Genomic DNA, 21672 nt, shown 5'->3' with positions numbered 1-21672 from the left:
CCGGGGGTGGGGGGCGCCCCCCCCGGGGGGGGGCCCCCCCCCCCGCGGGGGGGGGGGGGGGGGGTGGGGGGGGCCGGGGCCGCGAGGCGAGAACGGTCACAGCGAGACGCCCTATTCGACGATCGCCTCGAGGTTCGACTGCGCCGAATCGAGGATCGACTGCGGGTCCGCGGTCTTGAGCGTCTCGAGCTGCGCGTTGAAGTCGCTGATGACGTCCGCGGCACCGGCCATCGTGGGCGGGAACTGCGCGTACTCGGCGCCGCTCAGGAAGGCAGTGAGGTCGGGGTTCGCGCTCGTCCATGCATCCGCCGCCGATTCGATCGACGGCATCGGTCCGAACGCTTCCGAGAACGCGAGCTGCTGATCCGTGCCCGTGAGGTACTCGACGAGCGCGAGCGCGGACTCCTGGTTGCCGCTGTCTGCCGCCATGCCCCAGCAGTTCGTGAACTGCAGGGTGCCCTTGCCGCCCGGACCCGCCGGGAGCTCGGCGACCGTGTAGGCGACATCCGGGTAGTCGTTGGTCATGGCTCCGGTGATCCAGTTGCCCTCGATCACCATCGCGGCCTTGCCGGTTCCGAACGCCTCGCCGCCCCAGCCCGCCCCCACGTCGGCGGCGAAGGCGAAGCTGCCGTCGTTCAGGTGCGTCTTCACGTAGTCGAGCGCCTCGAGGTTCTCCGACCCGTTCGCAATGACCGCGCCGTCTCCGTCGACGAGTCCTCCCCCGGCCTGGGCCATGAAGGCGCCCACCCGCTGGTACTCGGCGCCGAACGCGAGCCCGACGTGGTCGGCCGTCGTCAGCGTCGCGGCGACGTCGGCAAGCTGATCCCAGTCGGTCGGGATGTCGGCATCCGTCAGTCCGGCGGCCGCCCAGAGATCCGTGTTGATGATGAGGCCCAGCGTCGAGAAGTCCTTGGGCGCGCAGAAGAAGTCGCCGTCGAGGCTGAAGTTGTCGACGAGCGACGGATAGAAGTCGTCCTTGTTCGCGAGCTGGTCGCCGTAGGACGCCAGGGACCCGTTGCCCGCGTACCCGGCCAGCGCCTCCGGGGCGAGGTAGAACAGGTCCGGCGGCGAACCGGCCGCGAACCCCTGGGAGAGCTGCTGCGGAAGGTCGTTCGCCACCTGGACGGTCGCGTCGACGCCGGACTCGGCCGACCAGGCGTCGACGGCGGCTTCCACGGCCGCGGTCTCGGCGTCGCCGGACGAGCCGATCAGGAGCGTCAGTGCTCCGCTGCCACCGGACGCGGTCTCGCCGGCGTCGTCGAACCCGGAGCCGCCGCAGCCCGTGAGGACGAGCGCTCCGATCGTGAATAGCGTGCCCGCTCCGAGCAGCGCGCGCGTGTTCCGTTCCATTTCTCTCTCCTTTGATGAGTGCGATCGTGCGGGCAACGGTGCCGTCGTCGATCATTCGAACAGAATTTGATCGTTCAAGTCTTGTCGGCGATGCTAAGCAGACGTCGTTCCGGTGTCAAGGTTCCCGCGCGGCTTAGGATGGCGATTTGATCCGATGACGGCCGAAGGAGGCATTGCGTGTCGAAGTCACCGACGGTGGAAGACGTGGCTCTGGCGGCGGGCGTATCTCGCCAAACGGTGTCGAACGTGCTCAACTCACCGCACATCGTGCGACCCAAAACGCGCGAACGCGTCGAAGACGCCATCCGCTCCCTGAACTACCGTCCGCACGCGGCCGCGCGGCAACTGCGCACCCGACGGAGCTCGACGATCGGCATCCACCTCGACCCGTATGCCGGCGGTGTCTCGGGCGTGGTGCTCGACCGCTTCGTGCACGCGCTCACCGAACATGCCGGCGAGCGCGGGATGCGAGTGATGCTGTACGCCGCACGGGACGCGGACGACGAGATCGAACGGATGGGCGAGCTGGTCGACCGGGGCGAGGTCGACGCGATCGTCATCACCGGTACGTTCCGCGGAGACCCGCGCACCGGATGGCTTGCCGCGCACGACGTGCCGTTCGTGTCGTTCGGCCGCCCATGGGGCGCGGATGATGTCGCCGATCCGGCGCATCTCTGGGTCGACGTGGATGGCGCGGCCGGAACCCGCGCGGCGACAACCCATGCGCTCGGCATCGGCGACGGGCCGGTGGCCTTCTTGGGTTGGCCGTCCGGGTCGGGCACCGGCGATGATCGCGAGCGGGGCTGGCGCGAGGCCCTGTCGGGCGTCGGCGAGGGCCCGCGCTGGGTCGCTGAGGAGTCCGTCGACGAAGCGCGCCGCGTCGTCGGCGAGGCGGTGGCGGCAGGAGAGGTGCCGCGGGCCGTCGTCTGCGCCAGCGACTCGCTCGCGATCGGTGCGCAACTGGCGTTCGTCGCCGCCGGCCGGGACGTACCGGTGATCGGGTTCGACAACACGCCTGCCGCCGAAGCGCTCGGCATCTCCAGCATCGAGCAACGCCCGGAGGACGTCGCCTCCGGCGCCCTGCAGCTCCTGATGGGATCGAGCGGCACGATCGTCGCTCCCCGCGTCGCGGCCGCCGGCACCGCGCACGTGCTGGTCGAACCACGTCTCGTGCTGCGCTGAGCGCCGTGAGACGCGCGGTCCGCGCGACTTCTCCGGGCCGGGTGGTTACCGCGAGACGACGGTGAGGGTCGTCGTCGATCGGTAGGTACCCGCGGGGACGTCACCGGGGACCTCGAGTCGAAGGAGCGCACTGAGAACGGCCCGACCGACTCCGGTTCCTTCCGCCGCCGATGCGAACGTCATCGCCCCGGTGCCCGCGGCGAAAGGCTCCGCCAGAACGACCCCTCGCGCCGTCGAGTCCGTCGGAACCCTCACGGGCGAGAACGTCAACGCGTTCGCTGGCATTCGGGCGCTGTCGGCGATGAAGTCCGTGGTGGTGACCTGGACCGTGTATCCCGGCCGCGAGAGAACGCGAGCATCCTCGACAGCGAACGCGGGCAGTACCCCGGTGGACACCCGGATCCCGTCGTGCCGGGTCTCGGGCATCAGGGTCACGCGGGCGCCGACGGGAACGGCGAGCGAGAGCGCGCCATCGTGACCGTCCACGACCGGCGCCTCGATGCCGATCTCGCCCGCCGTCGGATCGACCGCGGGTGCACTGCATCCGGATCCGGCTTTCGCCGCGCCCGGGATCCGCGCCACCTGCGCGATGCCGACCGCGACCAGAGCGGCCGGGAGCGGCGCGTATCCGAGCGACGCAACGCGCTGCTGCCCGGCGCAAAGGGCGTAGCGAGCGAACGCGGCGAGCGTCTCGCCCTTCGCCACCGTGAAGCGAGTGCTGGTCTCGGTGGGCACCATGAGCGCGGCGTAACCCGAGATGGGGTATGCGATCGGGTCGGCGCTGCGGTACACGCCGTCGAGGTTCGGCGTCTCGGCGGCGGACGACGAGTCGGGGTCGATGTCGACCCCCGCGAGTGCCGCGGTGACGTTGACGGCGCCCGGACCGACGAAGTCGCCGTGCGCATTCCGCACCGCTGCCACCGTCAGCCCCATGCTCTCCGCGTACGACGCCTCGACGTACGCGATGGCCCCCCTGCCGTAGCTCTGCGAAACGTATCCGGCGACCCCCAACGAGCCGCTCTGTGCACGGAACGCGGATGTCGGCGGCACAAAGAGCGACATTTCCCCCTGCGTCCAGATGTTTGGATGCTCAGATGCCATCCACGCGGTGAACTGCGAGGAGGAACCGGAGGCGTCGGCCCGGACGACCGGAACGACGGCGAGGTCGGGAAGGGCGATGCCCGGGTTGTCGGCGAGCAACTGCGGGTCGTTCCACCGCGTGATCGCTCCGCTGAAAATCCCCGCTATGGCCGCGCCCGACAATCGGAGATCGGCGAATCGTGCGCCGTCGATGGTGAGGTTGTAGGCCAGGGCAGTGCCACCTCCGAGGAGAGGCACAGAGGCGTAGGCGCGAGCGGGCAGCGCAGCACCGGAATTCCCCTCCGGGGACCGAGGGAAGGGCACCTCGCCGACCGCGAAGTCGACGTTCTCCCTCATGAAGTCCTCGCGCCCCGCAACGGAGCCGGTTCCGGCGTAGGAGACAGTCATCCCCTCGTCCGCCTCAGCATCCCTGGCCCACGCACTCATTGCGCTCTGCGCCCACACGGACCCGGAGCCGGAAACGGATGCACCGCTCGCCCCCTGCGCAGGAACGGCACCCAGCACGAGAACCGCGCTGACGACAACGAACACCGCCAGGCGAGCCGTCCGTCGCGCCGTCCGTTCTCGCGCTCCGGACACCGTGAACATTCTTCTCCCCCGCACGACTGAACGGTATCGAGGGGAGGACCCTCGACGCGCCGACCGCGCCCAGTGTGCGCATGCCGTTCACCCGTAGGTCACGGGCCGACGAATCCGCGATGCGCCCTTCGGCACTTGAGCGTGGCGACCCGACGATGCGAAGGATTCCCTCGAATCCGCCTTCGCGGTCGTCATCTGCCTCCGCCTGACGATGCTCGGCGGGTGCGGGCCGTCCGACGCGCGCAACTCCTCCAACTCCGCGCTTTCGGGCAGGAAAGTAGCGACGGCGATCGATTCTGGAGGAGTTAGCCGAGCGAACGCCGCCCCAAAGGAGCGAGCGACGGGGTCAGCTCTGTTCCGAAGGCGCGAGCGGTGAGTTCAACCCTGTTCGGGGTACGCAAAAACCCCCGGAAAACCGGGGGTTTTACATTGCTGGGGTACCTGGACTCGAACCAAGAACAAAGGTACCAGAAACCTCCGTGTTGCCAATTACACCATACCCCAAGGGCTACTACGAGAAGCAGCACCGAGTGTCTAGCTTAGACCACCCCGGGCGATGGTTCAAACCGGCCCGACGTGGAGCGAACTCATCGGCGCCGCATCCGAGACGCAACGACGCGCTTCGTAGTGTGCAGCGGTGACAACCGTGGACACCCCCCTCTCTCCGCCCGTATCCATCCGGAATCCGAAGCGACTCGCGTGGCCGATCGGGTTGCTCTCCCTGTCGGGCATCGCCGTCGTGCTGACGGCGTGGAACGTATCCGGCTCGATGAGCGAGTACTACGGCGCGATCGCGCTGTCGATGAGCCAGAGCTGGTCGAACTTCTTCTTCGGCGCCTTCGATCCGGCGGGCACGGTCACTCTCGACAAGATCCCCGGGTCGTTCTGGATCCCGGCCCTTTTCGTTCGCGCCTTCGGCTTCTCCCCCGCCATCGTGATCATCCCGAACGCGTTGGCGGCCAGCGCGGCGGCCGTCGTCACCGCGATCACCGCGCGGCGCCTGGCCGGCACGGGCGCGGGACTCTTCGCCGGCGCGATCGTCGCGACCACGCCGATCCTCGTCGCCGTCGCCCGTTCCAACCAGCCGCAGTCGTTCTTCGTTCTCGCCCTCGCGCTCGTCGCGTGGGCGTCGGTCCGGGCGATCCAGCGGGCGAGTCTTCGCTGGTATCTCGTCGCGGGGCTGTTGATCGCCGTCGCGTTCCAGACCTACATGCTGGAAGCGTGGGCGGTGTGGGCGGCCCTGGCCGCGGCGTATCTGTGCACCCGTCAATCGTGGTGGCGGCGCATCTGGCACACCGCGGTCGCCGGTTCGCTCAGCCTCGTCGCCTCGCTGACCTGGGTCGCGATCGTGTGGCTGATTCCCGCATCCGCGCGCCCCTACGTGGGCGGTACCAACTCAAACAACCCGTGGGAGATGGTGTTCGGATACAACGGGCTCGGACGATTCACCGCATCCGCCGACAGCACCGACTACCGATCGTTCACACCGCCCTTCTCGGGTGACCCCGGCGCCCTCCGGCTCGTCAACGAACAGCTCGCCGGACAGATCGCCTGGCTGCTGCCGGCGGCGTTGCTCGCGATCGTCGTGCTGGCCGTCTTGCGCTTCCGGTCGGCTCTCGTGGTCTTCCTCGGCGTGTGGTTCGTCACCTTCGCCGCCATGTTCTCGGTCGTCGCGGGAATGCACCAGTTCTACACGTCGGCGCTCGCGCTTCCGGTCGCTCTCCTCGTGGGGACGGCCTTCTTCGTCGCCCGCGCGCGGCGGGTGCTGTGGGCGCAGCTCGCGCTGCTCGCGACCGCCGCGGTGACCGCCGTCGCTGTCGCCGCGATGTACACCGACCCCACCCCGATCCTCGCCGGCGTGCAGGCGGCCATCGCGGTCGTCGCCCTGGTCGCGCTCCTCATCGAGCACCGGCGCCGAGTCGCGCGCACCGCGACGGTCGTGCTCGTGCTGATCGGGATGCTGTTCGCTCCGGCCGCGTGGTCGGCGCTGACCATCGCCGCGCCGAGTTCGATCAACCCGACGGCGGCCGGGGTGGCGGTCATGTCCGTGGGCGGCGGGGCCGGCAGCGGCGGATTCGGCGGCGGGGCCGGCAGCGGCGCGCCCGGTGCGGGCGGCAGCGGCCCCGGCGCCGCGCCCGGGGCAGGCTCCGGCGCCGGAGCCCCCGGCGGGTCGGCCCCCGGCGGATCTGCGCCGAACGGCGGCATGCGGGGCGGCTCGTCGGCCCGTGACGGCGGCTCGTCGACGACCGGCCGCACTCCCTTCTCCTCCGTCGAAGCGGGGTCCGATGGCGAACTCATCGACTACCTCGTCGCACATCAGGACGGGGCGAGCTACCTCGTCGCGACGTTCGGCGCACAGGCGGCCGCATCCCTCATCATCGATTCGGGAGGTCAGTCCGTCCTCCCGATCGGCGGATTCGGCGGTAGTGATTCCGTGCCGACGCTCGAGGAGTTCCAGCAGATGGTCGCGGCCGGCGAGGTCGTCTATGTACTCGGTTCGGCGACGGGAGGATTCGGCGGCGGGTCGTCGTCATCGACGACCGAGGCGATCAGCGCGTGGGTGCAGGAGAACTGCGCCGTCGTGAGCGACGCCCCGGGCACGGCGACCCTCTCATCGTGTGCCGCCGTGGATGCGGATCGACCCGCCTCATGACGCGTGCCTGCACCGGAGCGTGCGCGGTGGCAGGACGGGTCGGTAGGGTCGCGGAATGACCGAGCGCACCGTGCCGAACCTGCCCTCCCGCGACTTCGCCGCAACGGTCGCGTTCTACGGGGCCTTCGGCTTCACCGTCACACACCGGAGCGATGAGTGGCTGGTGCTGCGCCGAGGAACCCTCGAGCTGGAGTTCTTCCGATTCCCCGATCTCGCACCGGAGGACAGCTCCTTCATGTGCAGCATCCGCGTCGACGACGTCGACGAGCTGTATCGAGCGATCGCGGCGGCCGGGGTCGTCGAGGCATCGACGGGTCGCCCGCGCCTACTTCCGGTGCGCCCGCAGCCGTGGGGGCAGCGCGCCGGGTTCCTCGTCGACCCCGATGGATCGCAGTTGCACCTGATCCAGAACGGGCCGACGCCCGAGTCGGCTCCCGCGTGACCTCGGACCCCTGACCCGTCGCCCGGGTCAGCCGACGCGCTGCACGAGAGCCCCGAGACGACGGATGCTCTCGGACTTGCCGAGCAGCTCGAGGGACTCGAAGAGCGGGGGTGAGATGCGCCGTCCGCTCGCGGCCACGCGGAGCGGCCCGTACGCGACGCGCGGCTTCAGGCCGAGACCCGCGATGAGCGTTTCCTGCAGGTCCGCCTGGATGCGCTCGGTGACGAACTCCGCCTCGGGAATGAGCTCGAGGGCGCCCACCGATGCGACGAGAACCTCGCCGGCGTTAGCGGGCAGTCCCTTCAGCGCATCCTCGTCATAGACGACCTCGTCACGGAACAAGAACCCGAGCAGCCCCGGCACCTCGCCGAGCAACTGCACGCGCTCCTGCACGAGCGGGGCGGATGCGGTGATCAGCGCCTGCTGCTCCCCCGTCGGAGTGTCGCCGATGAGACCGGCCTCCCGCAGGTACGGCAGGATCCGCGTCTCGAAGTCTTCGGGCGACAGCATCCGGATGTGGTCACCGTTGATCGACTCCGCCTTCTTCTGATCGAAGCGAGCGGGGTTCGGGTTCACGTCCGCGATATCGAACGCCGCGACCATCTCGTCGAGTGAGAACACGTCGCGGTCGGGCGCCAGCGACCAGCCGAGAAGCGAGAGGTAGTTGAGCAGGCCCTCGTGGATGAAGCCCTTCTCGCGCTGCAGGAAGAGGTCGGCCTTCGGGTCGCGCTTGGAGAGCTTCTTGTTGCCCTCCTCGCCGAGCACGAGCGGCATGTGCCCGAAGCGCGGCACGAAGTCGGTGACTCCCGCCTCGACGAGCGCACGGTAGAGCGAGAGCTGACGCGCGGTCGAGGGCATCAGGTCTTCACCGCGGATGACGTGGGTGATGCCCATGAGCGCATCGTCGACCGGGTTCACGAACGTGTACAGGGGCACTCCCCCGGCGCGCACGATCACGAAGTCGGGGAAGGACCCGGCGGGGAAAGTGACCTCGCCCCGGATGAGGTCGACGTAGGTGAGATCTTCGTCCGGCACACGCAGGCGCCAGGCGGGTTCGCGCCCCTCGGCCCGGAAGGCGGCCTTCTGCTCGTCGGTGAGATCGCGGTCGTAGTTGTCGTAGCCGAGCTGCTTCGCGCGACCGTTCGCGACGTTGCGGGCGTCGATCTCTTCGGCGGTCGAGTAGCTCTCGTAGACGACGCCCGCCGCGACGAGCTTCTCGAGCACGCCACGGTAGAGGTCGTGCCGCTCCGACTGGCGGTAGGGCGCGTGCGGGCCGCCGACCTCGACGCCCTCGTCCCAGTCGATCTCGAGCCAGCGCAGGGCATCCAGCAGCTGCTGGTAGCTCTCTTCGCTGTCGCGGGCCGCATCCGTGTCTTCGATGCGGAAGATCAGCTTGCCGCCGTTGTGCCGGGCGTACGCCCAGTTGAACAGTGCCGTGCGGATCAGGCCGACGTGCGGCGTGCCGGTGGGCGAGGGGCAGAACCGCACGCGCACTTCGGCGCCGGTTGCGGTGGTGGTGCGGGGATCTGGTGCGGAAGCCATAGGCATCCAGCCTACCCGCGCGGGGTCGGCGCTCCCGGCGGGATCGGCGCCGGCCGGATGCGGCGTCAGCTGCGGTACGCGCGGTCGTCGCCGATCGCCGCGATCGCTCGGGTGAGGGCCGCGAGGCCCGCGCGGAGCGCCGGTACCCGCTCCGCGTCGTGCGCGGTGACGACGTGCAGCGTGCGTTCCTCACCGGGAAGCGCGATCGCTCGAACGCCCGGCAGGACGGGGAACGATTCGACGGCCAACCGCGGCAGGGTCGCGACGCCGGTACGGCGAGCGACCATGCTCTCGACCGCGACGATGTTGTCGGTCTCGAACGCGATCCGGGGCTCGAAACCGGCACGCGCGCAGGACTCGAGCAGATGCCCCCGGCAGCGCGGGCATCCGGCGATCCAGTCCTCCTTGGCGAGCTCCGCCAGATCCACGGTCGAGCGCGCGGCGAGGCGGTGGTCGGCGGGCACGACCACCAGCAGGTCGTCGGAGCCCACGGTGCGAACCGCCAGCCCGTGGGCGCTCGCCCCGTGCGGATCGTCGCGGTCGCCCGGGTAGCTGAACGTGAGCGCGATGTCGGCTCTCCCCTCGCGGACGGCGGCGACCGCCTCCGGGGGCTCCGCCTCGACGTAGGTCACGGTGAGCCCGGGCGAGCGTTCCGCGAGATCGGCGAGGATGCGCGGCACGATGGTCGGCGATGCCGAGGGGAATGCGACGAAACGCACCCGCCCCGACTGCAGCCCGCGCAGCTCCGAGAGCTCCCCCGACGCCGCCGTCAGGGCGCGGTCGACTTCCGCAGCGTGGCGCGCGAGGACGCGCCCGGCGTCGGTCAGTCGCACCGATCGCCCGACCCGCTCGACGACCGCGAGCCCGAGCCGCGACTCCGCTCGACGCACCTGCTGGCTGACGGCAGGCTGGCTGTAGCCGAGCGCCGCGGCCGCCGCGGTGATCGACCCGGCCTCGGCGATGGCCCGGATGACTCGGAGGTCGGCGAGTTCGAGGTCGGTGTCATCCGTCACGTCGAAACCATAACATCAGCGCATGTTTTCGATCACACACATGTTGTAGACGAATGCGAGACAGCCCGGGATGCTGGACGCATGATCCTCCCCGCCGTCCTCGCCCCGCTTCGCGGCGCGTTCACGGGCGGCGCCGGCTACCTCTCGGCCTGCACCTCGGGGCTCTGGATGCGGCCGACGCACGCTGCGATCGTGGCCGATCTGGAACGGGGTGCTCGCACGGGTGCCGACCCGGCGCGGTACGACGCCGCCGTCGTCGAGAGTCGTGCGGCCTTCGCCCGCCTGGTCGGTGTGGCCCCCGGCGCGGTCGCGATCGGATCGCAGACGTCGGTGCTCGCGGCGCTGATCGCCGCCAACCTTCCCGACGGCGCGCAGGTGCTGTGCGCCGAGGGCGACTTCTCCTCCGTTGTGCTCCCGTTCGTGCACGCGGGTCGAGGGATCCGCATCCGCACCGTGCCGCTCGCGCACCTCGCTGAGGCGATCGATGCCGAGACGACGCTCGTCGCCTTCTCGATCGTGCAGTCGGCGACCGGAGAGGTGGCGGATGCGGCCGAGATCATCGCCGCGGCGCGGCGTCACCGTGCGCTCACGTTCGCCGACGCGACGCAGGCGATCGGATGGCTGCCCGTCGACGCCACCCTGTTCGACGCGCTCGTCTGCCATTCGTACAAGTGGCTGTGCGCGCCGCGCGGGGTCGCCTTCCTCGCCCTGAGCGACGCGTTAGTCCGCACGCTCCGCCCCGTGCAGGCCGGATGGTTCGCGGGCGAAGACCCCTGGTCATCCTGTTACGGCGCCGACGTCGATCTCGCCGGCGACGCACGCCGGTTCGATGTCTCCCCCGCCTGGCAGGCCTTCGTCGGCGCGGCCCCCGCGCTGACACTGTTCGCGGATGCGGACCGCCACGCCCTGCACCGCTACACGACCGGGATGGCCGATGAGTTCCGTCGCCGCCTCGACCTGCCTCTCCCCGAACGCCCCAGCGCCATCGTCGCCTGGCACGACCCGAACGGGCAGTCGCTCGCGGATCTTCGCGCCGCCGGCATCGTCGCATCCGGTCGCGCCGGGCGGGCGCGCGTCGCCTTCCACATCTTCAACGACGAGGAAGACGTCACCCGCGCCGCACAGGCACTCGGCCGCTGACGCGCCCGAGCGGAGAACACACCGTCACCATCCCGACCAGCACGAGCGCCGTGAGGGCAAGACCGTCGTAGCCGATGTTCGTCAGCACCCATCCGGCGAGCACCGAACCGGCCGCCGCACTCAGGGTCATCGCGGTGTCGCTGAGTCCCTGCCGGCGCGGGCGCCGGAGAGTGGGCGTCGACTCCGTCAGAAGCGCCGCGCCCGCGACCGTCGCCGCGCTCCAGCCGAGCCCGAGCAGGAGAAGCGCGACGGCGACACCGACCTGCGAGTGCGGGAAGACCGCCGCGACCACGAGCGATGCGGCCAGCACCGCCTGACCGACCAGGATCACGGCGAGCCGGCCGATCCGGTCGGCCAGCCATCCGAACACGGGCGACAGTCCGTACATGCCGAAGACGTGCAGCGCGATCGTCACCCCCACGACGACCGTGACGTCGCCGCCGTGCACCATGTGCGACAGGTGCACCGGCGTCATCGCCATCACCGACGCCATCACGACGTGGCTTCCGGCGACCGCGAAGATCGCGTAGCGCGCCGCGCGCGGGCGATCGACATCGTTGACGCGTCCTGCTCTCGCCGCTCCCGAGGCCGCGATGCGCTGCGCCCAGAGCAGCGGGTCGGGGCGCAGCGCCACCAGATACAGCGCGAGCGCGAGCACCTGTGCGACGAAGGAGAAGAGATACGAGCCGGTCAGGTGCGGCATGCCGAGCGCTTGCCCGACGACCTCGCCGGGACCGACCAGCAGCGGTCCCGCGACCCCGCCGACGGTCGTCGCCCACACCACGACCGACAGATCGCGTGCGCGACGTCGGTCGGTCGCGAGATCGGTCGCGGCGAAGCGCGACTGAAGGTTGCCGGCGTTTCCCATGCCGATCAAGACGACCCCGACCAGCAGCAGGGGGAACGATCGGACCGCGGCGGCCGTAACGACGATCGCGATCCCGACGAGCGCGAGGCCGTTGCCGAGGGTCAGCGCGACGCGGCGACCGCGGCGCCCCGCGAGTCGGGCGAGCGGGATGGCGGCCAGGGCGGCGCCGAGGGTGACGGATGCGGTCGCGAACCCCGACAGTCCGTCCTGACCCGAGAGGTCCGCCGCGAGCAGGGCGCCGAGCGACACGGTCGCGCCGAAGGCGACCCCGCCGAGCACCTGCCCCGCCGCAAGGACTCGGACCGTGCGCCGCTGGGCGCCTTCGATCTCAGAACCGGATGGCGCCGCATCCGGCATCGCGCTCACGCGTCGCGGACGGTGTTGCGCAGAATGCCGAGCCTGGTGATCTCCACCTCGACGACATCGCCCGCGACGATCTCGCCGACGCCCGCGGGCGTCCCGGTCAGGATGACGTCGCCCGGAAGCAGCGTGAAGGCGGCCGAGGCGTAGGCGATCACGTCGGCGACGGAGTGCACCATGTCGGTGAGCGGGGCGTCCTGGCGGACGTCGCCGTTGACCCGGGTCACGACGCGCGCGTCGCCGGACGGATCGAACTCGGTTTCAATGGCCGGACCGATCGGGCAGAACGTGTCGAAACCCTTCGCGCGCGCCCACTGACCGTCGGAGCGTTGCAGGTCTCGGGCGGTGACATCGTTCGCGATGGTGTAGCCGAAGACGTACTCGTGCGCGCGTTCGGCAGGCACGTTCTTCGCGATGCGGCCGATGACGACCGCGAGCTCGCCCTCGAACTCGACCCGCGCGGACTGCTTCGGGCGCACGATCGAATCGTTCGGGCCGATGACCGAGGTGTTGGGTTTGAAGAACAGCATCGGCTCGGCCGGCACGTCGTTACCGAACTCGGCCGCGTGCGCGCGGTAGTTGCGTCCGACCGCGACCACCTTCGAACGAGGAATGACCGGCGCCAGCAGGGCGATGTCGGAGATGGGGACGCGAACGTCGGTGGTCTCGTACCCGACGAACATCGGGTCGCCGGCCAGAACGACCAGTTCTTTCCCGTCGACGATGCCGTAGGTGATGGCGTCCTGGTGACTGAAGCGCGCGATTCTCACCCGCTCAGCCTACCCAGGACGCCGATCTCCGGGACTCCCGCTCATGGTGCCGCCATACCCACCGCGCTCGGTGCGCCACATCCGGTGTGTCCCACATCCTGTGCCCCGTCGCCTTCTGTGTCCCACATCCGGTGCCCCCTCGCCTTCTGTGTCCCACTTTTTGCCGCTATGGGCGGGTCAGAGCGACAAATAGTGGGACATGGACTGCAAATAGTGGGACATGGATGCGGAGACGCCACCGCCCGAGGGCACCACCGCTCGAGGGCACCCTGCTCGAGGCCACCACCGCCCGAGGGCATCACTGCTCGAGGGCACCCTGCTCGAGGGCACCACCGTGCGAGGGGTCAGGCGTCGAGGCGCAGCAGCCAGCCGTGCGTGTCTTCGCGGCGGCCGTACTGGATGTCGGTGAGTTCCTCGCGGAGCGACAGGGCGAGCGAGCCGGTGGGCTGCTCGTCGAAGAAGCCTTTGCCCTTCAGCACGCCGATCGGAGTCACGACCGCGGCCGTACCGCACGCGAACACCTCGACGATGTCACCGGAGGCCACACCCTCGCGCCACTCGGCCAGCGACACGTCACGACCCTCGACCTTGTGGCCGCGGTCGCGGGCGAGCTGGAGGATCGAGTCACGGGTGATGCCCTCGAGGATCGACTCGGACTGCGGGGTGACCAGCGTGCCGTCCTTCTTCACGAAGACGATGTTCATTCCGCCGAGCTCTTCGACGTTGCCCTCCTGGTCGAGGAAGACGACCTGGTCGCACTCGTTCTCGTAGGCCTCGGACTGCGGCAGGAGGCTCGCGGCGTAGTTGCCGCCGGTCTTGGCCGCGCCCGTGCCACCCTTGCCTGCGCGCGCGTAGTCCTCGCTCAGCCAGATCGACACGGGCTGCACGCCGCCCGTGAAGTAGGCCCCGGCGGGGCTCGCGATCACGTAGTAGTTCACCTTGTTCGCCGGGCGCACCCCGAGGAACGCCTCCTTGGCGAACATGAACGGTCGCAGGTAGAGGCTCTGGTCGGCGCCGCTCGGCACCCAGGCGCCGTCGACCGCGACGAGCTCGCGGATCGACTGCACGAAGTACGACACGGGCAGTTCGGGCAGCGCGAGGCGGCGGGCCGAACGCTGCAGACGTCGTCCGTTCTGGTCGGGTCGGAACGTGTGCACCGAACCGTCCGCGTGCCGGTAGGCCTTGATGCCCTCGAAGATCTCCTGGCCGTAGTGCAGCACCGCGGCGGCGGGGTCGAGCGAGATCGGACCGTACGGCTGCACGCGCGGGCGGTGCCATCCGCCGCCGACCGACCAGCAGACGTCGACCATGTGGTCGGTGAAGTGCGTGCCGAAGCCCGGGTTCTGCAGGATCTGCTCGCGCTCGGCCGCGCTCTTCGCGTTCAGGTTCTTGCGGACCAGGAACGAAAGAGGGGCAAGGCCGGCGTCCGGATCGGTATCGAGAAGAGTCATGAGTGTCTCGCTTCATCTGCGCACGACGTGCGCGGTGGTCGGGGGCGGCGACGGATGCTGCGATCCAGGCTACGCCTGGACGCGCTGAGCGATCGCGTCGCCGATCTCTGCGGTGGGGCGCGCGTGGGCGCCGCGGGTCGCGATGTCCTCTTCCACGGCGCGGGTGACGCGAGCGGACTGGCTCTGCAGCCCGAGGTGATCGAGCAGCAGCGCAACGGACAGGATCGCGGCGGTGGGATCGGCCTTTTGCTGGCCGGCGATGTCGGGCGCCGAACCGTGCACGGGCTCGAACATCGACGGGAACGCGCCGTCCGGGTTGATGTTGCCGGATGCGGCGAGGCCGATGCCACCGGTGACGGCGCCAGCCAGGTCGGTCAGGATGTCACCGAAGAGGTTGTCGGTGACGATCACGTCGAAGCGGCCCGGGTTCGTGACCAGGAAGATCGTTGCCGCGTCGACGTGCAGGTAGTCTACGGCGACCTCCGGGTGCTCGGCGGCCACCTCGTCGACGATGCGCTTCCAGATCCCACCGGCGTGCACGAGCACGTTGGTCTTGTGCACGAGGGTCAGCTTCTTGCGCCGACGCTCGGCCTGCGCGAACGCGAAACGCACGACGCGCTCGACGCCGAAGGCGGTGTTCACCGAGGTCTCGTTCGCGATCTCGTGCGGGGTGCCGACGCGGATCGCGCCGCCGTTGCCGACGTAGGGGCCCTCGGTGCCCTCGCGGACGACCACGAAGTCGATCTCGCCGGGCGCGGCGAGCGGCCCGGGTGCACCCGCGTAGAGCTTCGACGGGCGCAGGTTCACGTAGTGATCAAGCGAGAACCGCAGCTTCAGCAGGAGTCCGCGTTCGATGTTCGCGTTCTTCAGTCGGGGATCGCCGGGCACGCCGCCGACCGCTCCGAGCAGGATCGCATCGTGGCCCGCGATCGCGGTGAGATCCTCGTCCGTCAGGGTGTCGCCGGTCTCGAGGTATCGCCCGACACCGAGCGAGAAGCGCGTCTTCTCGAACGAGACCTCGGATGCGGCGGTCACCGCGTCGAGAACCTTCTCGGCTTCGGCGACGACCTCCGGACCGATGCCGTCACCGGGGATGACGGCGAGCTTCACGACGCGCGACATGGCACTCCTTGATCACGATGCCGCCGGCGCGCAGACGCACCGCGCGGAGTTCAGCGGGTTCGTCCCAGCGTAGTGGCCGCGATGACGGCCGCCACGATCACGAGACCCGAGCCGATGAGCGACGTCGCGCCCACTCCCGTGTCGAAGGCGTGCGCCGCGGCGCTGCGCAGTGCCTCGCCCGTCGCCGGCTCGAGCCGATCGGCCGCGGCCATCGCGCCCGCGAGGGTCTCGCGGGCGGCGGTCGCCGCATCCGCCGGCATGCCCGCCGGCAGCTGCAGGTTCGACCGGTAGAGCGCGGTCAGGAGTCCGCCGAGCACGGATGTGCCGAGCACCGCACCGACCTCGTACGCCGTCTCCGACACTGCACTGGCCGCGCCGGCCTTCGCGGGCGGGGCGCTCGAGAGGATCAGCTCGTTCGACACGGTCTCGGCCATGCCGATACCGATGCCGAGAGAGACGAATGCGGCGGCGAGGACGCCCACGGCGTTCGGATCGGTCGAGAGGGCGATGATGATGTACCCCGCGAACGAGAACACCAGCGCCCCCGGGATGACCACCCGCGGCGAGAGGCGCTTCGAGATCGGAACCACCACGAGTCCCGCGACGATCATCGCCGCGAGTCCCGGCACGAGCGCGAGGCCCGCCTGGAGGGGCGACAGACCGATGATCAGCTGCAGATGCTGCGCGACGAAGTAAAGGAACCCGACGAGCGCCATGATGCTCAGGAGGTTGACCGCGAGCGCGCCGCTGAACGATCCGCGCTGGAACAGACGCATGTCGAGCATCGGGTTCGCGACGCGCAGCTGCCGGCGCACGAAGACCACACCGAACGCGACGCCCGCGGCGAACAGCACGCCGATGATCGGCGTCGGGCCGTGAACGGCGAGTTCCTTGATCGCGTAGACGATCGGCACCATCGTGGCCATCGAGAGCACGATGCTGATCGGGTCGATCCGGCCGGGCTTCGGATCGCGGCTCTCGGGCACGAGAAGCGGCGCGAAGATCAGCAGTGGCACGAGCACCGGCACCGCGAGAAGGAAGACGGATCCCCACGCGAAGTGCTCGAGCAGCAGTCCACCGACGATCGGACCGAGCGCGGAGCCCGCGGAGAACATGGACGCCCAGACGGCGATCGCCAGTCGGCGCTGATCACGGTCGGTGAAGATGCTCCGCAGCAGCGACAGGGTCGACGGCATGAGCATGGCGCCGAAGACACCCATGAGGGCGCGGCCCGCGATCAGCAGTTCTGCCGACGGAGCGAAGGCGGCGAGGGCCGAGACCGTGGCGAAGCCGGTCGCGCCGATGAGCAGCATCCGGCGCCGACCGAAGCGGTCGCCGAGCGTCCCCATGGTCACGAGGAGCCCCGCGAGCACGAGCGGATACGCGTCGATGATCCAGAGCTGCTGTGCGCTCGTCGGCTGCAGTTGCAACGCGATCTCGGGCAGGGCGAAGCTCAGCACCGTGTTGTCGACCGATACGAGCAGCACGGGCAGCATCAGCACCGCGAGCGCGGTCCAGCCGCGCCAGCCGACCCGTCGTCCGTGGGCCTGTGCGAGGTCGAGTTCTTCAGTGAGTGTCATCATTTGTATACCGTCCAGCTGGTATAGTAACAGACATCCGCCCTCCCCCGTCGTTACGATCGGATCCATGAGCAGACCACCCCGCGCCCGCGAACTGGTGCTCGACGCGTTCGAAGCGCTGCTTATCGACGAGGGCGAACGTGCCGCCACGATGGAGGCCACCGCACGCGCGGCGGGCGTCTCCAAAGGCGGCCTGCTCTACCACTTCGGCTCGAAGGACGCGCTCGAGGCAGGGCTCATCGAACGCCTCGACGCGCTCGCGCAAGACGACATCGAGCGGATGTCGGTGGCCCCGGACGGGCCGGTGGCATACTTCGTACGCACCTCGGTCATGTCGGACGACCCGCTCGACCGCGCACTCATCGCCGCATCGCGGCTCGCGCAGGGCGGCCACGCCGCCGCGGGAGCCGCGCTCCGCGCCATCCGGGGGCGCTGGGCGGACGCCCTGCGTCCGCACACGGCCGACGACACCGCGCTCGACCTGGTGATGCTCGTGAGCGACGGGCTGTACTACAACAACGCGCTCGAGACCGGCGGCCTCACCGGCCCCATCCCGACGGGCCCCGCGATGGACGCCCTGATCGCCTTGGTCGAGCGCTCGACCAAGGACTGACCGGCGCCCGCCGCCCGCAGCGCGCCGCTCCCAGAGCTCCGCTCTCAGAGCGCCGTGGTCAGGACTCCGTGATGGCGATCTGCCGGAACAGGTCGGCGCCCACGGCCGCCCCGATCTCGTCGAGCAGCGCGTCGGGCACGGGCGAGTCGACCGTCAGCACCGAGAGCGCGCGGCCCGTGGCATCCGGGTGAGCCACCTGCAGACCCGCGATGTTGATGTTCGCGTCACCGAGCAGACGCCCGTAGATCGCCACGATCCCGGGGCGATCCGCGTAGCGCATCACGACGTGGTGACGTTCGATCGGCACCTCGATCTCGTACCCGTTCACGTCGACGATCTTCGGCACCATCCGGGTGCCGGCGAGAGTGCCCGACACGGTGAGCACCGTGCCGTCGGAGAGCGTTCCGCGCAGGATCGTGATGTTGCGGTACAGCGGGCTGTCGGCCTCGACGATCAGGCGGGTCTCGATGCCGCGCTGCTCGGCGAACAGCGGGGCGTTCACGTACGAGACGCTCTCGCTGACGATGTTGGCGAGGATCCCCTTGAGCGCGGCGAGGCGGTAGACGCTGACGTCGTACCCAGCCAGCTCGCCGCGCACCTCGATGTCGAGGTTCGTGAGCGCACCCTGGGCGAGCCCGGAGAAGAACTGCCCGAGCATCTCGACGAGCGCGATGCCGGGCCGGACGAACGGGTCGATGAGACCACCGGCGACGTTGACCGCATCCGGAACCAGATCGCCCTCGAGAGCGAGCTTGACCGACTTCGCGACCGAGACACCGGCCTTCTCCTGCGCCTCTTCGGTCGACGCGCCGAGGTGCGGGGTGACGACGACGTTCGGGAGGTCGAGCAGCCTGGCCGCCGGGCCGCCCTGAGCGGGGGGCTCGCTCGTGAAGACGTCGAGGCCGGCGCCGGCGATCTCACCGGTGGTCAGCGCGGTGTACAGCGCCTCTTCGTCGATCAGTCCGCCGCGGGCGACGTTCACGATGACCGCGGTCGGCTTCATCCGCTGTAACTGCTCGGTGCTGATCATGCCGGTCGTCTCGGGCGTCTTCGGCATGTGGATGCTGATGAAGTCGCTTTGGGCGAGAAGTTCGTCGAGCGTCAGCAGCTCGACGCCGAGCTGCTGCGCGCGGGCGCTCGTGACGTAAGGGTCGTAGGCGACGACGCGCATGTCGAACGCCTGAAGACGCGCGGCGATGAGCGCGCCGATGCGGCCGAGCCCGATGATGCCGACCGTCTTCTCGAACAGCTCGGTTCCGGTGAACGAGCTGCGCTTCCACGCACCGGCGGCGAGCGAGGCGTGCGCGGCCGGGATACGGCGCGCGAGGCTCAGGATGTGCCCGATCGTGAGCTCGGCCGCCGACACGATGTTCGACGTCGGCGCGTTCACGACCATGACACCGGCCGTGGTCGCCGACTTGATATCGACGTTGTCGAGGCCGACACCCGCACGGGCGATGACCTTCAACGCGGGCGCCGCCGCGATGGCTTCGGCGTCCATCTTGGTCGCCGAGCGGATCAGCACCGCGCTGGCGTCAGCAAGAGCCGGCAGGAGCACTGAGCGATCTGCTCCGTCCACCTGACGGATCTCGAAGTCCGGACCGAGCGCGTCGATCGTGGCGGGAGAGAGCTCTTCGGCGATGAGGACGACGGGCTTGGTCACGGCGGTGTCCTTAGGCGTGCGGGACGTCGCGGCAGGCGCGACGAAGGGTGTGGATCGGGCCGCCGCACGCCACAGGGAGGCACGGCGGAAAGGCCAGCTTAACGGCCCGCACCCGAGGGTTCGGACCGTGTGACGCCCGTTAGCCGCCGTACAACGAGGTGTTGACGGATGCGTACGCCAGCACGTCGAGCCAGAAGACGGCGACGAGCGCGAGGCCCGTCAGCATCACCAGCACGAACGGGAGAACCCGCCGTCGCCACCCGAGCGCGAAGGCGCCCGCGAACGCGAGGATCGGGAACAGCACCGGCAGCACGAGAACGAACCACCCGTAGCCGGTGAGCCCTTCGACACCCGACGCCTGCTGGGCGAGGAACGACACCGCCGTCCACACCGCCCAGGCGTAGAACAGGCCGAAGCCGCCGGCGATGGTCGCGACGAGCCACACCGGCAAGGCGGAGCGGCGGGTCGGAGCGTCGGACGTCGTGTGCGCCATCAGGCACCCACTCCCACGAGAAGGAACGGCCAGGGCAGCAACACGATCGCGCCCACGATGAGAAGCAGCATCCGGACCCATGTGCGCCCGCCCCGGGTGAGGAAGAAGACCGTGCCGAACCAGATCACCGGCGCGAGCACAGCGAGACCCCAGGTCACGACGTACCCCGTGGAGTCCAGGAAGAGCTGCGCGACGAACTGAAGACGCGAGCCGCCGATGAACCAGCCGACCGCCAGCAGCAGGTAGATCCCGCCGAGCACACCGAGCGAGACGAGCGTCGCGTTGCCGGCCGGCGCTCCGGCGGCGGGCGAGGCGGCAGCGGCTGACACGGCAGGTGATCCTGCAGCGGTCGCGCCTGCCGAGGCCGCGCGTGCGGAGGCAGCGGCGGTTCCGGGCGTCGCGTCCGCATCCGGAGTCGCACCCGCGGGGGTCGAGACGGTGGCCTCACTCCCCCGTCCGACCGCCGTGTAGCCCTTCGGGAGTCCGGTGGGCGGCGGTGTCGCGGGCACACCGACGTCGAGCGTCGGGTCGTCGTCGCCGCCCCAGCTCAGGGCGTCATCGTCAAGTCGGGCCATGCCCCCCAGCGTACGCGGAGCAACCCCGCCCCGACCCACCCCTCATTGCGCGAGCCACCCCCTTCCGACCGCCCCGGAAAGGGGTCGGTCGCGCGGAAGGGGGTGGCTCGGCGGAAGAGCGGTCGGGATCAGCGCGCGGCGGAACCCTCGGTGTAGTCCTCGTCCTGCTGCTTCCACGCGAAGAGCGAACGCAGCTCCTTGCCGGTGGCCTCGATCGGGTGCCCGGCAGCCTTCTCGCGGAGGGCGAGGAACTCGGGGGCTCCCGCATCCTGGTCGTCGATGAAGCGCTTCGCGAACGCGCCCGACTGGATGTCGCCGAGCACGGCCTGCATGTTCTCCTTGACGCGCGGGTCGATGACGCGCGGGCCCGAGACGTAGTCGCCGTACTCTGCCGTGTCGGAGATCGACCAGCGCTGCTTGGCGATGCCGCCCTCCCACATGAGGTCGACGATGAGCTTCAGCTCGTGCAGCACCTCGAAGTAGGCGATCTGCGGCTGGTAGCCGGCCTCGGTCAGGGTCTCGAAGCCGTACTGGACGAGCTGCGAAACGCCACCGCACAGGACGGCCTGCTCGCCGAACAGGTCGGTCTCGGTCTCTTCGGTGAAGGTCGTCTTGATGACGCCGGCACGGGTTCCGCCGATCGCCTTCGCGTACGACTTCGCGAGGTCCCAGGCCTGGCCCGACGCATCGCGCTCGACGGCGATGATGTCGGGGATGCCGCGGCCGGCGACGAACTCGCGACGCACGGTGTGGCCCGGTGCCTTCGGGGCGATGAGGATGACGTCGACACCCTCGGGAGCGTCGATGTAACCGAAGCGGATGTTGAAGCCGTGCGCGAACGCGAGGGCCTTGCCCGGGGTCAGCTTGTCCTTGATCGAGTCAGTGAAGATCGAACGCTGGTACTGGTCGGGCGCGAGGATCATGATGACGTCGGCCCACTCGGTGGCGTCGGCGACCGACAGCACCTGGAACCCGTCGTCCTGCGCCTTCGCGGCGGACTTCGAGCCGTCCTTCAGCGCGATGGCGACCTCGACACCCGAATCGCGAAGGTTCTGCGCGTGCGCGTGACCCTGCGAGCCGTAGCCGACGATCGCGACCTTCTTGCTCTGGATGATCGACAGGTCGGCGTCGTGGTCGTAGAAGATCTCAGCCATGTTCGTCTTTCTCTTTCCTTC

General features: G+C 69.7%; 18 protein-coding genes and 1 tRNA gene. 5 read left to right on the top strand and 14 right to left on the bottom strand.

The features are described 5' to 3' along the window. Positions 1-111: 111 nt before the first annotated feature. The gene (locus LMI96_RS01955) at positions 112-1350 is read right to left on the bottom strand and encodes an extracellular solute-binding protein (RefSeq protein ID WP_223720913.1); all 1239 of its coding nucleotides are present in this window, start codon (positions 1348-1350) and stop codon (positions 112-114) included. 177 nt (positions 1351-1527) lie between these two features. On the opposite strand from LMI96_RS01955, the gene LMI96_RS01950 reads away from it, so the two are divergent. Further along, a complete protein-coding gene (locus tag LMI96_RS01950; RefSeq protein ID WP_228360305.1) occupies positions 1528-2532 on the top strand; it encodes a LacI family DNA-binding transcriptional regulator in 1005 nt (334 codons plus the stop codon). 45 nt (positions 2533-2577) lie between these two features. Here the strand turns inward: LMI96_RS01950 and LMI96_RS01945 are convergent, their stop codons facing one another. Both LMI96_RS01945 and LMI96_RS01940 read right to left on the bottom strand, forming a co-directional pair. Next, positions 2578-4221, bottom strand: coding sequence for a substrate-binding domain-containing protein (locus LMI96_RS01945; protein ID WP_228360304.1), 1644 nt, complete (start codon positions 4219-4221; stop codon positions 2578-2580). 423 nt (positions 4222-4644) lie between these two features. Further along, positions 4645-4716, bottom strand: a tRNA-Gln gene (locus LMI96_RS01940). Positions 4717-4849: 133 nt separating this feature from the next. On the opposite strand from LMI96_RS01940, the gene LMI96_RS01935 reads away from it, so the two are divergent. Both LMI96_RS01935 and LMI96_RS01930 read left to right on the top strand, forming a co-directional pair. Next, the gene (locus LMI96_RS01935; RefSeq protein WP_228360303.1) at positions 4850-6865 is read left to right on the top strand and encodes a glycosyltransferase family 39 protein; all 2016 of its coding nucleotides are present in this window, start codon (positions 4850-4852) and stop codon (positions 6863-6865) included. 55 nt (positions 6866-6920) lie between these two features. Further along, the gene (locus LMI96_RS01930; RefSeq protein ID WP_223720909.1) at positions 6921-7307 is read left to right on the top strand and encodes a bleomycin resistance protein; all 387 of its coding nucleotides are present in this window, start codon (positions 6921-6923) and stop codon (positions 7305-7307) included. Between the two features lie 27 nt (positions 7308-7334). On the opposite strand, the gene gltX is transcribed toward LMI96_RS01930, so the two are convergent. Together gltX and LMI96_RS01920 are read right to left on the bottom strand one after the other, a co-directional pair. Next, positions 7335-8849, bottom strand: coding sequence for a glutamate--tRNA ligase (gene gltX, locus LMI96_RS01925; protein WP_223720908.1), 1515 nt, complete (start codon positions 8847-8849; stop codon positions 7335-7337). Between the two features lie 65 nt (positions 8850-8914). Next, positions 8915-9862 (bottom strand): LysR family transcriptional regulator, encoded by a 948-nt coding sequence (locus LMI96_RS01920; protein ID WP_228360302.1) that lies wholly within the window; start codon positions 9860-9862, stop codon positions 8915-8917. 81 nt (positions 9863-9943) lie between these two features. On the opposite strand from LMI96_RS01920, the gene LMI96_RS01915 reads away from it, so the two are divergent. Then, entirely contained in the window at positions 9944-11002 is a 1059-nt protein-coding gene (locus tag LMI96_RS01915) for an aminotransferase class V-fold PLP-dependent enzyme (RefSeq protein WP_228360301.1), read from the top strand. On the opposite strand, the gene LMI96_RS01910 is transcribed toward LMI96_RS01915, so the two are convergent. The 5 genes from LMI96_RS01910 to LMI96_RS01890 form a co-directional block, all read right to left on the bottom strand. Then, positions 10971-12227, bottom strand: a complete 1257-nt coding sequence (locus LMI96_RS01910) for an MFS transporter (protein WP_228360311.1) — start codon at positions 12225-12227, stop codon at positions 10971-10973. The two genes, LMI96_RS01915 and LMI96_RS01910, sit on opposite strands and share 32 nt — an antisense overlap. Positions 12228-12232: 5 nt before the next feature. Beyond that, complete coding sequence (locus tag LMI96_RS01905; protein ID WP_228360300.1) at positions 12233-13000, bottom strand: fumarylacetoacetate hydrolase family protein; 768 nt, start codon at positions 12998-13000, stop codon at positions 12233-12235. Positions 13001-13344: 344 nt separating this feature from the next. Continuing rightward, a complete protein-coding gene (locus LMI96_RS01900; RefSeq protein WP_223720904.1) occupies positions 13345-14451 on the bottom strand; it encodes a branched-chain amino acid aminotransferase in 1107 nt (368 codons plus the stop codon). 69 nt (positions 14452-14520) lie between these two features. Beyond that, complete coding sequence (locus tag LMI96_RS01895) at positions 14521-15573, bottom strand: 3-isopropylmalate dehydrogenase (RefSeq protein WP_228360299.1); 1053 nt, start codon at positions 15571-15573, stop codon at positions 14521-14523. A gap of 50 nt (positions 15574-15623) precedes the next feature. Beyond that, on the bottom strand, positions 15624-17156 hold the full coding sequence (locus tag LMI96_RS01890; protein ID WP_228360298.1) for an MFS transporter: 1533 nt from the start codon (positions 17154-17156) through the stop codon (positions 15624-15626). A gap of 64 nt (positions 17157-17220) precedes the next feature. On the opposite strand from LMI96_RS01890, the gene LMI96_RS01885 reads away from it, so the two are divergent. After that, positions 17221-17766, top strand: a complete 546-nt coding sequence (locus tag LMI96_RS01885; RefSeq protein ID WP_228360297.1) for a TetR/AcrR family transcriptional regulator — start codon at positions 17221-17223, stop codon at positions 17764-17766. Positions 17767-17824: 58 nt separating this feature from the next. On the opposite strand, the gene serA is transcribed toward LMI96_RS01885, so the two are convergent. The 4 genes from serA to ilvC form a co-directional block, all read right to left on the bottom strand. Further along, positions 17825-19429, bottom strand: coding sequence for a phosphoglycerate dehydrogenase (gene serA, locus LMI96_RS01880; RefSeq protein WP_223720900.1), 1605 nt, complete (start codon positions 19427-19429; stop codon positions 17825-17827). Between the two features lie 139 nt (positions 19430-19568). Continuing rightward, positions 19569-19922 (bottom strand): bacitracin resistance protein, encoded by a 354-nt coding sequence (locus tag LMI96_RS01875; protein ID WP_228360296.1) that lies wholly within the window; start codon positions 19920-19922, stop codon positions 19569-19571. Then, entirely contained in the window at positions 19922-20497 is a 576-nt protein-coding gene (locus LMI96_RS01870) for a DNA polymerase III subunit gamma/tau (protein WP_228360295.1), read from the bottom strand. Before LMI96_RS01870 ends, LMI96_RS01875 begins: the two co-directional genes overlap by 1 nt. Before the next feature lie 128 nt (positions 20498-20625). Further along, positions 20626-21651 carry a ketol-acid reductoisomerase gene (gene ilvC, locus LMI96_RS01865; protein ID WP_223720897.1) on the bottom strand — a complete coding sequence of 342 codons (1026 nt, stop codon included), beginning with the start codon at positions 21649-21651 and terminating at the stop codon, positions 20626-20628. Positions 21652-21672: the final 21 nt, after the last annotated feature.

The organism is Microbacterium sp. cx-59 (assembly GCF_020805625.1).
Lineage (GTDB): Bacteria > Actinomycetota > Actinomycetes > Actinomycetales > Microbacteriaceae > Microbacterium.
This window is presented reverse-complemented; position numbering and strand designations above follow the sequence as displayed.